Source organism: Paenibacillus sp. Soil787 (assembly GCF_001429545.1).
In the GTDB taxonomy this organism is placed as follows: domain Bacteria; phylum Bacillota; class Bacilli; order Paenibacillales; family NBRC-103111; genus Paenibacillus_E.
In genome coordinates, this window is sequence record NZ_LMSP01000002.1 from 224405 (window position 1) to 238018 (window position 13614).

8 protein-coding genes are annotated in these 13614 nt (G+C 38.7%); 5 read left to right on the forward strand and 3 right to left on the reverse strand.

From position 1 onward, the window contains the following. Positions 1-284: 284 nt before the first annotated feature. A complete protein-coding gene (locus ASG93_RS05635) occupies positions 285-1154 on the reverse strand; it encodes an AraC family transcriptional regulator (RefSeq protein WP_056829698.1) in 870 nt (289 codons plus the stop codon). Positions 1155-1348: 194 nt separating this feature from the next. On the opposite strand from ASG93_RS05635, the gene ASG93_RS05640 reads away from it, so the two are divergent. After that, positions 1349-4096 (forward strand): family 78 glycoside hydrolase catalytic domain, encoded by a 2748-nt coding sequence (locus tag ASG93_RS05640; RefSeq protein ID WP_056829700.1) that lies wholly within the window; start codon positions 1349-1351, stop codon positions 4094-4096. 60 nt (positions 4097-4156) lie between these two features. Here the strand turns inward: ASG93_RS05640 and ASG93_RS05645 are convergent, their stop codons facing one another. Both ASG93_RS05645 and ASG93_RS05650 read right to left on the reverse strand, forming a co-directional pair. Then, entirely contained in the window at positions 4157-5749 is a 1593-nt protein-coding gene (locus ASG93_RS05645) for a response regulator transcription factor (RefSeq protein ID WP_056829701.1), read from the reverse strand. Beyond that, entirely contained in the window at positions 5742-7571 is a 1830-nt protein-coding gene (locus tag ASG93_RS05650) for a sensor histidine kinase (protein WP_056829703.1), read from the reverse strand. The genes ASG93_RS05645 and ASG93_RS05650 overlap by 8 nt, the downstream gene beginning before the upstream one ends. 207 nt (positions 7572-7778) lie before the next feature. Between ASG93_RS05650 and ASG93_RS05655 the strand changes: the two genes are divergently transcribed. The 4 genes from ASG93_RS05655 to ASG93_RS05670 all read left to right on the forward strand — a co-directional run bounded on the left by ASG93_RS05655 (position 7779) and on the right by ASG93_RS05670 (position 13236). Continuing rightward, the gene (locus ASG93_RS05655; protein ID WP_056829705.1) at positions 7779-9869 is read left to right on the forward strand and encodes an RICIN domain-containing protein; all 2091 of its coding nucleotides are present in this window, start codon (positions 7779-7781) and stop codon (positions 9867-9869) included. A gap of 229 nt (positions 9870-10098) precedes the next feature. After that, on the forward strand, positions 10099-11451 hold the full coding sequence (locus ASG93_RS05660; RefSeq protein ID WP_056829707.1) for an ABC transporter substrate-binding protein: 1353 nt from the start codon (positions 10099-10101) through the stop codon (positions 11449-11451). A gap of 73 nt (positions 11452-11524) precedes the next feature. Further along, a complete protein-coding gene (locus ASG93_RS05665; RefSeq protein ID WP_063891778.1) occupies positions 11525-12400 on the forward strand; it encodes a carbohydrate ABC transporter permease in 876 nt (291 codons plus the stop codon). A gap of 5 nt (positions 12401-12405) precedes the next feature. Continuing rightward, complete coding sequence (locus ASG93_RS05670; protein ID WP_056829711.1) at positions 12406-13236, forward strand: carbohydrate ABC transporter permease; 831 nt, start codon at positions 12406-12408, stop codon at positions 13234-13236. The last annotated feature ends 378 nt before the right edge of the window (positions 13237-13614 follow it).

Consider the following 13614-nt stretch of genomic DNA (forward strand, 5'->3'; position numbering starts at 1 on the left):
AATATTTATAGTAAGCGGTTACATGATGAGTTGAACCAATTGTGAAGAAATCACCGACTTCCCATAGGCTTAGATATCCTTTGCTTTGAATTATAATAAAAAATGGAAATATGTAAATAGAGTGGAAACACAAATACAGATACAAACAGTACTCAAATTTCACGTTCAATAGATCTGTATATCGAAGATATGGAGAAGCTTTCGCTTTCTGTATTCAAAGATCCGCTTGTTCAGCGGGTTTTAAGTGAAAATGCGTTGGTGGCGCAGTAAAGGGATATATCGATCTATGATCGGTAAAGCTTTCGATATCCGCTTGGTGATTGTCCAACTATTTTTTTGAAAATACGATTGAACGAATCGATATCACGGTAACCGACTTGCTCTGCAATTACAGTGATTTTGTAATCGGAGTCTCGAAGCAGTGCACAGCTCCTTTGGACGCGACAATTTTGCAGATAGGAACCGAAAGTTTGGCCGGTATGCCGCAAGAATATGCGCTGCAAATGTCGACGGCTCCACTGTGATAATGACGCCAAATCTGAAAGTGTAATTGGCTCGTATAAATGGTTCTCCATGTATTGGAGTACTCTAGAAAAGTCGGCAGTTTCTGTTGTAGGTTTATCTATTTCTCCGAATTTCTGTCTGTAGACGGCAATGACTAACTGGGCTAAGAGTATTTGAAGCATGGTAGTAGAGCCCATACAGGGAGCAGAGACTTCGCGGTAAAGCTTCATTATGATGTTTTCAAATGAATAATCACTATCGAAGGTAGTGAAATAGGTCGAAGTACCGTCCGCGAGAGAGCTGAGATGTTCCCTGATTGGAGAATCATGAAGCAGGAGAGATAGATGCTCCATCATTTGGGTATCAAACAGACAATTATAGACGATCAACGGATCGCCTGAAGTGTTGGGAGAGGTCGGTCGAAATACATGTGATACCCCGACAGGGATCGCAAAGAGTTGCCCTTTATGTACAGGGAAAGTTTCACTTTCAATATGGTGGAAGCCCTTACCCTCAGCCACATAACAATATTCGATAAAGTCGTGAGTGTGGAAAGGAACACTAAAGTCTTCAACAAAGCGATTGACATGTAGATGTACGTTGTTCTGAACAAAGTATTCACTTTTAAAAAATTGAACGGATCTATTCACTAAAGTTCCTCCCTTCAATCGTCTTAGTCATGATTATAAAATAATTAATGGATTGAGTCTATGAATGTGTAAAAAAAATGGCTTTATTTCAGGGTGATTATGACCGAATTGCCGGGTGTTTTGAACAATAAGAGAGATATAATTAGGCTATAGCTTGCGCATTTTATATATGGTTGAGAGGAAGGCATTCACTAATGAAGATTACGAATATGTTGGTACAATATTTGGAAAATCCTTTAGGCATTGAAACAAAAAGTCCCCTATTAAGTTATACACTCGAATCAGAAGATCAGAATCAGTTTCAAACCGCGTATTGTATTTTGGTATCTTCAACGAAAGAGTTGTTGCATAGAAACATTGGAGATTTGTGGAATTCCGGAAAAGTATCACATGAAAATAACTATGCCATTCCGTACGGTGGAGCTTATCTTTCATCCAGGCAGGAACTGTTTTGGAAGGTGAAGGTATGGGATAAGAACGATCTAGCGTCGGAGTGGAGCGATGTTGCTTCTTGGGAAATGGGGCTTTTAGAACAGAAGGATTGGAAAGCACACTGGATAGGACAGGGAGATACGGCAGATTGCAACAAATCAGCAGCACCCCAAGTAGCTAAAGATTTTCGTGTATCCGATGTGAAAAATGTTGTCAAAGCTCGTGCTTATGTGAGTGGATTGGGCTTATTTCAGGCAAGTATGAATGGCGTGCAATTAGATGATACTCTTTTTAATCCAGGTGAGAGCGATTATTCCAAAACCGTCTACTATGTCACATATGATATAACCCAGCAGTTGAAGAACGGCACGAATGCGTTCGGTATCCTAATTGGGAATGGGCAGTATGTTAATTTTAGAGTTAACCCTACGATGATGCTGGATGAAACAACCGAAGCTCCCGAACACCGCTACCAAAAAAATGATTCAAGATACGTCAGACAAGGACTTTACGGTGAAAAGAAAGTCATCGCTCAGATCGAAGTTACTTATGAGGATGGCCGTGTAGAAATCGTTGCAGCGACAGATGATGCTTGGCAACTAACAGACAGTCCCATCACCTTTAACAACTGGTATGGCGGCGAGGATTATGATGCAAGAGCAGAGATACGCGGTTGGAACGAGCCTTTTGCAGATCGCACAGGCTGGCAGCAGGCCATCATCATGGAACAACCGCTAGGAAGCTTGAAAGGGAGAGAATTTATTCCTGCTAGGATCATTGAGAAGTTACCAGCAGCTTCTGTCACAAGACTGGATAATGGGAATTTGCTCGTGGATATGGGCATCAATATTGCGGGATTCCCCGAAATCGTGCTCCCTGGCATGACTGAGGCGGACAGAGGAACTGTCATTGAGATGTATCCAGCTGAGATCCTGAATGATGAGAAAACGTCCGTCGATCAGTCCTCCTGCACTCAGAGCTGGAGTCAGAAATATCATTGCAGTATCAAGAATAGTTATACGGTAAAAGGAGATGGAGATGAGAGATGGCATCCTTCATTTTGCTATCAGGGATTCCGGTATGTCGAGGTTTCCGGCTTTAAATGGGAAGCGACAGTCGATCATTTTAATTGCTGCATATTACGTGTTGCGAATGAGAAAACGGGGATGTTTGAAACCTCGAATCCGGTATTGAATCAAATTGATGTGATCACCAATCGTGCCATTGAAAGCAATATGTTTTTCTCGTTTACGGACTGCCCGCAGATTGAGAAAATCGGGTGGTTAGAAACCACACATTTGATGTTTCGGTCCATGTCAGCAGGATACGATATCCGTTCATGGATCCCCAAAATCGCCCAAGATATGATGGATGCTCAGACCAATGAAACAGATATCGTGAATGGGGACACCGAAGGGCTTGGCTATATGCCTGCCATTGCACCTGAATATTTTCGTATCGACGGTTTGAATCGTGACCCGAACTGGGGCGGAGCCTGTATCTTGACACCATGGGAATATTATCAGATCTATGGCGATTGTTCCCTATTGCAAAAGGCCTACCCAACTATGAACAAATATATCATGTATTTAGAAACTCAAACCCAGAACGGCCTATTAGCGGGCTACGCCCAAATGGGGGACTGGGGGCAGTTGCATGAAAACACACCAATAACTCTGGTAGAAAATTGCGCTTACTATTACTTACTGAGCACGATGGCTAAGATTGCAGCATTGACAGGACATTCCGGGGATGTAATGAATTTCGCCGCTAAGGCTGAAAAAGTAAAGGAGCAGTTTCATCTGCATGCGGAGTGCTACCAACCGGAAAGCCGCATTTATGGTAATGGCAGTCAAGCAAGCTACGGATGTGTGCTATTCAGCGGCATCATTTTAAAAGAAAATAATGAGATGGCAGTTAATCGACTTGTAGAAGCCGTCCAGATCCGTGATTATCACCTTTCGTCAGGCGAAGTGGGCTTAAAGCAAGTGTTTGCTTCGCTCGGGAAGTATGGGAAGAACGATATTGTGTATAAAATGGTTATGAATGATACGCAGCCAAGCTATAAGTTCTTTGTTGATAATCACTTGACTACATTGCCTGAATACTGGAACTATGAGGAATTATGGATGGGTATGGTAAGATCAAGAAATCATGCCATGATGGGTCATGTGAAAGAGTGGCTTACCTCCTATGTACTAGGCATACGAATGGCAGAACCAGGGTATCGAAAGATTATAATTGAACCAGCTTTGACACAGACCGTTGAAAAGGTAAAGGGATGCGTATTTAGTCAATATGGTTTGATAAATGCGGAGTATTGCCGAAATGGTGAGGAAATCGTTTTGGAAGTAAAGATACCGATCGGAGCTACAGCATCTATTGGTTTGCCAAACGTAGGCTCTGAAGAGTTAACTACGAATTGTAGCGAATATATAACTCAGAAAATTGGACAGACGTATTGGATTCATTCTATAGGGTCGGGCACTTACACATTTAGTTTAAAGTAAATGCAGCGAAGCAGAAACGCCTGTTTTCATTCGAAAACAGGCTCTTTTCGTTTTAATTTTTTAATTGTTCCCGTTACGAAATTTAATTGGACTATACCCGGTATGTTTTTTGAAAATCCGACTGAAATGTTCTTGGTTTACATAGCCGACAGCTTCACTAACCTCTTGAATGGTAAGTGTATCATTTTTTAGAAGTTCTTTGGCTTTTTCAATTCTAAGTTTTGTTAGATAACTAATGAAGGTTTCTCCTGTTGTTGAAAATAAACGACTTAAAGATGATTCACTAACATGAATGTGCTCACTAACTGATTTTAAGCTAAGATCTCGATAATAATTATGTCTCAAGTATTCTTTTACAATATTTATTTTTGAAGTTGAATGTGTTTGGCTTTCTTTGATTTGTTTGTATATGTCTAAAAATTTGAATTTGATATAATGATGAATTTCTTCAATGGTCTCAAATAGACCCATTTCTTCAACTATTGCTATATCATTATCATAGACAAAGAACGTATTTCTTTGTAAATAGCCTATAGTCTTCAAAAATATAGCCAGATAAGTATGGAGGACTTTATTAATATCAGGATGAGAATTCAAAACCTTAAAAATCGAATTTAAAGATTCCTGAATCTTATTTTCATCCAGATTATACAATGCATCCATTAAATCTCTTTCATGTTGTGATAATGTTATCTCTTCATTGATTATCGGAGATACAGCCTTAATTAAGTTTTGTTGAAAGTAGATGTTCCCCTTCCCGTTTACTATTTTAAGATTATTTGCCAGAACAGCTTGTTTATATAGCATAGGGATCCTGTCATGTCCATTATCGACATCGCTAATTCCTATCGTAAGAGAAACATTTAATAACATGCCACATGCATGTTTAAAGTTACTAAGAAAGCTGCTGACTTTTTGAAACACATTTGCGATACTATTTTCATTTGCAAACCCGCAAATAAAAACATATTTTGACTCTTCTATTTTTACCGCTTCACCCAGGTTGTATTCGTCTGCTTTTTGCAAAAGCAATTTATGAACGGATTCGATGATGTTGCCGAGAGTAAAGGCATCCAAGTTATTTTCTAATGTTTTATAATTATCAATTGTTAAAACCGCAACCGTTATATTAACTTTAGGAATGTTTATGTTAAAACTTTCTAATTGGCCTTCCATATCCGGTTGAATATTTCCTGAAATGATGTTCTCAAGAAACTTTTGCTTATAGAATTGAATGGATTTCTGTGTGATTAGATGATTTTTTTTGTTTGAATCGCCCAAATGAGTTGCTTTTTTGAATAAGGAGAGGAGTGTATAGAAATCCAGTTCGGACTTTAAAACATAATCCTGAATTCCGAGCTGGAAGGCTTCCCTTACAAGTTTAAAATCATTATACGAACTCAATACAATGATGGGTTTCATTTTATTTTGAATTCTTATTTCGCGAATGAACTCAAGTCCATTCATTTTAGGCATACTTATATCAGTAACAATCAAGTCAAAGTCATTGCCTTCATGATTAAATTTTTCGAATGCATCCAGTCCGTCACAGGCTTCGGAAGCGATTTCAAATCCATGAGACTCCCAAGGACCAAGTGATTTAATGGTAAGCCGAATCAAGGGTTCATCATCAATAAGTAAAATTCTATACATCACAATCACCCGCTGTCGAAGGAATCATTTCTCTAGTCATTGCCGGAAGCTTTAAATGAATTTGTGTGAATGATTTCAATTTACTGTGTATTTCTAAACCGTATTGATTTCCAAAGTTTAATTTTATTCTTCTGTTTACATTGTGGACACCTATGTGACTGAATCCGGAATGGTTGTCGTTTTGATGATGGAGAAGTGTTTCAATTTGATCTTGAGTCATACCTATACCATCGTCAATTACTGATAATTCGAGGTAAGGACCATTCTTTTTTGCGTTTACATAAATATTTAATTTGTTATATATATCCCCCATTCCATGGAGAATTGAGTTTTCTACCAATGGTTGTAAAAGAAGCTTGAGAATATTTAGTTCATAAGCCGAAGGGTCAATTGTAAGAGTTACTTCAAAACGATCGCCGTATCTTAATTTCATGATATCGGCATAACTCCGCAGGGTGTTAAACTCTTCTTCTATTGACGCATACATACCGCCCTTGGACAAGGTATTAGCAAGGAGGGTTGATAAAGAAGTTGTCATTTTCTTAATATGCTGTGCACCGTAGATGTCGGCCATCATCGATATAGAATTAAGAGTATTTAGTAATAAATGCGGGTTAACTTGATACTGTAGGGTTTGTAGTTCCAACTGCAGCTTTTCTTCTTTTTCTTGATCGATTCTATGAATTAATAGATTAATGCGATCTACCATTTTGTTAAATTTCTTGTATAATTTAGCCACTTCGTCATATCCAAAAACTTTTAACCGTCCATTGAAATTGTTTTCTTCCAAGTCTGACATATGATGAATTAAACGATGGATAGGGCGAAGCAATGTACGGTATATGGAGGTGAAAAATACAATCATGAAAACCAGTAAGATAAAACTAAAAGTTGTAACAACGAGCGAAATGACCTGATTGACATTTTGGGTAAGTTCATTAAAAGAAGTCGTGTTGATAACCTTCCATTTTGTAGAGGGAACTGTATAGTATGTCATCAATAATTTATCCTTATTTGATTCGTAAATTTGCCATCCATAGTCATTAGTGAATGAACGCATATTTTTCTTTATAGGTTCAACTTGGTCATCTTTGGAATAAACAATATCACCGGACTCCGAAAGTATATCCAACCTGCCGACTTGACTGAGTTGAAGACCAAAAAAGACCTTTTCAAAAGCTGTATCCCTAAACGTAATATAAACAAGCTCTACTTCATTATCACCCGTAAATTGGCGATTATTTACGAACGAAACAATGGCAAGCGATTGCTCGCCACTTTCGTTAACACTTGAAAAAAGCGAATGATTGACCTTTCCAAGTACACGAAGATGTTCGTTATTCTGTATCATCTCCGTATACCATGATGATGATTTTATCAGGGACGGTTCAACTGGATAGCGATTATTGAAGGAATAGGTTTGATTATCTTTATAAACAAAAGTAATACCGGTAAGATCTATGGTGTAATTGAAATATTGGCTTAAATCATGGTCAATTTGTTGACGCAGAGTCAATTGATCGGTTTCATTAGTCATGATTCGAAGTGAATTTACTCTATCAATTATGCTTTGCGGTCCATTATAGATGCTATTTTCATTTGTGATACTAGAGGCTGTAAGGATATACCTCAAAATATTATCATCTATTTTTTTGGCGATTTGTTCGGTTAATTGCAGATTTTTATTGGTGTTATTAGTAACCAACGTAGTGACTTGATTCTTATACATATAGGCACCGGCAAGGATTAAGGGAATAGGGATAAAAACAAGAAAAATGGTTACGAACTTAACGATTACCCATTTTCTTACAATCGGTAACATCCACAACCCTCCTTCATAACTAAGTACCAAGATGTTAACATAGATTTAGTTGAATATGAAGCATCTAAAATAAGTTAATATATTGCATTATGTCGAATTATGTTGAATTTTGAAAGAAAGATCAAAACAAAGTAAAAATAGATCATAGTAAGAATGAAGGCGCTATCATATTATTAAGCTATCTTAAAAGAAGGGGAGAATAAGATTATGCGTAAAACAAATTTTTTTAGTTCAATTTGTATGTTGTTGGTGTTGCTTTTCTTATGTAGCAGCAGCGTTTTTGCTGCATCGAATCAAGTGGAAATATATAGACCTGACCCAAATGTTGGTGTCGATGCAACTGACCCAGGAGTAAACTACCCAAGAATGATTCGATTAAATAATAGCGGAACAGCAAATGGGACATTACTGACTACATTTGAAAAGTCAAATGGCTCTGTTGACGTACAAGGTACGTTTCCTATCTATAGGAGTACAGACGATGGAAAAACTTGGGCGAAATATTCGGATATCGTAGATACGCAGAATAATTGGGGAATGGTATGGGAGCCTCAATTGTTTGAACTGCCGGTGGCGGTTGGAAATGTGCCTGCAGGAACGATCCTGGCATCAGGGATGAGTATTAAATTAACTAAACTTCCTGATGGGACAATAACATATGCAAACGGAAGGATGGAAATATACCGAAGTGATGATCATGGGTTAACTTGGAGTTATTTGACTACTATTGCTGTTGGAGGAGACCAAACCCATCCAATATGGGAACCATTTTTGGCTTTGGATAGTACGGGGCATCTCGTATGTTATTATTCTGACGAACGAGAACATGAGACCCATAGCCAGAAGTTAGTCCATCAAGTATCGTCAGATGGGGGGTATACGTGGGGACCAGTTGTTAATGACGTGAGAGTTGCTGATGCTACCTTGAGGCCTGGTATGGCTGTCGTATCGAAATTGGGGAATGGGCAGTATTTCATGACGTATGAAGTGGTCGGGCAAACTGGAAATCCCGTTCACTTTAGATATTCGAGTGATGGGGACAATTGGGGTGACCCTTTGGATATTGGAACTCCAATCTATTCAGCTGATGGGGCTTACCCGGGTAACACTCCCTTTAACGTTTGGACACCTAACGGTGGACCTAATGGCACCATATATGTATCTTCCAAATTTACAACTCCGAGTTCACCAAGGGGTGGAGATTTCTTTGTAAATTATAACTATGGTCAAGGAACTTGGTACAAGATACAGCAACCAATTGCCTACACATATACGACAGGTTCGGGATATAGTCGTAGTATGGTTTTATCCCCGGATGGGCAATCTATGTATCATACTGTTCCTATACCTTACCCGGGACATACAGATAAAAACATAATTGTTACAGAAAAATTTCCGTTAAATGTGTCTGTTGGAAATGCCTATAAAATCGTAAGCAAAAACAGTGCAAAACCGATTGCGATTAACGCAGCATCAACTAGTGACGGAGCAGCAGCAATCCAATATTCAGACACCTATACGGCAGAGCAGCAATGGTATTTGGTCAATGCAGGTAACGGATACAACGCAATTATCAATTTTAACAGCAACAAAGCTCTTAGTATTGCCGGTGCATCTACCTTGGATGGTGGTGTTGCTGTTCAATGGCCATATTATATGGGAGACGAACAATTATGGACGTTAGAACTGCAATCTGATGGTTTCTACAAAATAAAAAATAAAAAAAGTGGCAAACTGCTGGATGTTGCCGGCGGATCAACAACCAATGGCGCTGCTATTGAACAGCGATCGGATAACAGTCAACCTTATCAAGAATGGCAATTTCAATTTACAGATGTATTGCCTTCCAATACTATTCTTAATCAGATACAAAACCCAAGCTTCGAAGCGGATCAAGCATGGACGGCCTCGCCGACATCATGGACGACATGGACGAATAACAATGCTGCATATGTTGAAACCACTGGCGGTGCACATACAGGCAATTGGCATGGTACACATTGGAAAAATGCTCCATACCAAGCTTACACATCCCAGACTTTTACAGGTTTGGCTAATGGGACTTATACGCTTCGTGCATATGTAAAAGGAAGCGGTGGACAGAATCAAGCATGGATGAGTGCTAAGAATTTTGGTTCTGCCGAACTTACAGCTAACATACCGGCTTCTAGTTATTATACACAAATAACAATCCCTAACATTAACGTAACAAATGGCCAATGTACGGTTGGTTTTTGGTCTGATGCCAGTGCCAATCAATGGATAAATTTCGATGATGTTGAGTTTTTCAAAAACTAAGCAGTGAAAAATCAATTATAAAAATTGCTTTCCTCCTACTTTGTAGGAGGAATTTTTTGAATAACATTCCGGCTGGAAACTACGTATCAAAACATTGTCGAAAAATAACGAAAAATACAACGAAAGATCAAAAATGATACAAGAAAGATCATGGGAGTTCAATATGCATTAAGATATACTTTGATTAAGGCGCAAAAGAAAGCGCTATCTAAAAAGGGAGGGTTTTAAAATGGAAGGATTGTTTTCAAAAAAGAGGATGGGTCTCGTCTTATCCGGAATTTTATCCGTCACGGTTGTTTTAGCGGGATGTGGAAGTAACACGAGCGGCTCTGGTTCACCGACTCCCAAATCAAGTAATTCACCGAGCGAAACAAGCAGCCAGTCCAATGAGAAAGTAACCTTAAGCGTTGCAATTTTAGCAGAGGACTTGGATTATTGGAAAACGACGAGTCAATCGGATTCCTTTAAAAAACTTCTGCCAAATGTGACTTTGGATCTCCAATCATTTAAAGATGTAGACTCCTTGTACAAATCATTAATGGTAAGGCAGGCAGCGAATGAAGTACCGGATTTATTTTATGTTAAACCTTATAAGTTGATTGATCTAAAAAATTCGCTTTATGTTTGGGATAAGAGCGATCCTCTTGTGCAAATGAACAGTGCCATGGATTCCCTTACCGAGCTCAAAGCGGGAGATGGGAAATACTATGGATTGCCGATGAAGCAATTCGGAGAATGGGTTTTCTATAGCAAATCCATCTTTTCCGAATTGGGTTTAACGGTACCTAAAACTTGGGATCAGTTTGTAAGCACGGGTAAAGCTATTCAAGACAGTGGGAAGTATCAAGGGTTGGCACTTGGAGGAAAAGATGCTTGGCCGCAATATCCATTCGTGGGACAATTATATTCTTCTATGTTTAACGATCCAAATACGGATAACGAAGCAGCGTTGAAGGACAAGCCATTTAGTCCGGATGGCAACTATTATAAGGCGTTTGAAAAGGTAGAACAGCTTTATAAATCCGGTGCGGTTGGGAAGTCGCCGCTTGGAATCGGATACCCCGAAGCAGAGCAAATGTTTGCTAATAAAAAGGCAGGCATGATGGCAATCGGCCAGTACTATTACTCGGACTTCGTAACTTTGGGCGGGGATGTAAAAGATCTGGGCTTGTTCCCGATGCCAGTCGTGAATGATCCAAATGAAAAGAACAGACAAGTATTTAATATCGATCTTCCATTTTGCATTTCCAAGAATAGCAAACATATAGATGTCGCAAAGAAAGTGTTGGAATGGTATTTTAGTCCCGAAGTCTATAAGCCATATCTTGAACAAAGAGCTATGAGCTCGACCATCAAAGGAATTGACCCGCAAAATGTCTTTACCGAAGCAAGTAAGCAGTATCCAACCCAAACGTTTACTGCGTTAGCAGGAGAAGAAGATTTTGTGAAATTACAAAAAGAAACAAAATGGGATAGTGTCGTGGTTGGTGCACAAATGTTGGCAGGAAAAGATTTCCGACCGATTTTTGAAGATCTCAATCAGAAATGGGCAGCCGGCAGACAGAAATTTGGCATCAAATAGGAATAAACAAAGAGTAATTTAATTGAAGAATGCTGTGTCAATGGCATAGCATTCTTCTATTCATAAGAGGTGTATGATGAGTTATCTTCTTCAAAGGAAAATGATTATCGGTTCGTTTTTATTGATACCAATGGCATTGCTAATCATCTTTGTATTCTTTCCTACGTTAAAGCTATTTCAACTTAGTGTGACTGATTGGGATGGATACTCGAAAACATTTAACTATACAGGTATTGAGAATTTTAAAACGATATTTTTTCACTCAAAAGATATGTGGATTTCCCTTAGGAATAACGCTTATTACTTTATTGCATTCACAATCTCAATGCCGTTTGAAATTTTGATTGCTTCCATTCTTTGTGGTAATCTTATCGGAAAAAATTTCTTTAAATCGATTATTTTTATGCCCTATGTTATCAATGGTGTTGCTATTGCTCTGGCATTTTCGTTTTTCTTTTCACCACTTGGCGGATTGAATACCATACTTGATGGTTTGCATTTAGGTGAATTAAAACAAGACTGGTTAGGAAATATTAAGATTCTGAATTTTACGTTAGTTTTTGTAACCATGTGGAGATATTGCGGTCAACATGTTGTGTTCTTTATAGCTGGAATCATTTCGATACCGAGAGACCAATATGAAGCTGCGGAAATAGATGGTGCGAATAAATTTCAACAGTTTCTCTATATCACAATACCAGGTGTCAAAACAATCATTGATCTCCTTTTGTTCTTAAATATTCGCGGAGTTCTTGCTTCGTTTGAAATTCCTTTTCTAATGACAAACGGCGGCCCGGGATATGAGAGTTCTACATTTGTTCTCTATTCCATTAAGGAAGCCTTCGAATACAGTCATTTCGGTTTGGCAGCTGCATTGGGAATCATATTAATGTTAATCACGATTCTTGTTTATTCGCTCCAAAGTTTGATTCTTAAAGGCCTAAGGTGAGAGTAATGAAAAACAAATTTGATGCGTCCATCATTGTTAAATATTTGATTCTGCTAGTTTTGGCGGCAATTGTTCTTGTTCCTTTGTCTGTTATCGTTCTTTCTGCATTTAAAACACGAATTGAGCTTAGCCGTTATTCCCTTTTCTCGCTTCCACATTCCTTTATGTTGGATAACTTCATTGAAGTCTACAAGAAGGCTGAAATTCCACTGGCACTTAAGAATACAGCCATCATAACATGTACCAGTGTTGCTTTGAATGTTATTTTGGGTGCGATGGTTTCTTATATCTTGGCCAGATTTGAATTCAAATCCAAAAAAATCGTATTGAGTTCCTTTATGGTGGCTATGATTATTCCCTTTACCACCATTGAAGTGGCTAGATTTTCGATTATTAACAGTTTGGGGTTATTTAATACCTATTGGGCGCCTATTTTCATTTATGTAGGGGCAGATTTAATCCAAATATTTGTATACAAACAGTTCATTGATAATATACCGGTTTCGTTAGACGAGAGTGCCATGATGGATGGCGCCTCATATATAACCATTTTTACACGCATTATATTCCCTTTAGTCGTACCCGCATCCTTAACGATTGCTATTATTAAATTTGTTGATATTAGCAATGACATGTATACGCCCTATCTCTATATTCCATCAGACAGTCTTAGGACCTTGACAACGGCCTTAATGATCTTTCAAGGGGAACGCACCTTGGACTGGGGGAAGTTAAGTTCAGGTGTTATTTTAATTATGGCTCCGCCGTTAATATTATATTTTATTTTTCAGAAAAGAATATTTGCCGGTTTAGTGGCAGGGGCTTCTAAAGAGTGATCAAGTCATCGACGAGCCGGGAGCGGCAACACTACAATCAAATGGTCGTAGAAACCGTCAAATCCGTGATGATCACCTTTCGTCAGGCGAAGAGTTAGCGAATCAGAAACGTCCGTTTTCATTCGAAAACAGGCGTTTTTCGTTTTGTTCGGGAATAACATGACAAAATATATCATCGAAACGCAAGATATATCATGTGCCCCATAGTTCGAAATGGTTATGATTTAAATTGTAAGCGATACCAACATTGGTGACCTTTTGAGTTGCCCCTTTGTCTCGACAATCTAATCGAAGGCGGATTGCTGCACGTGGCATCACATTTCATTGAGGGGGTGATTGAGAAAGCTTGACAACTTCGGGGAGCCTCATAAGGCTGTC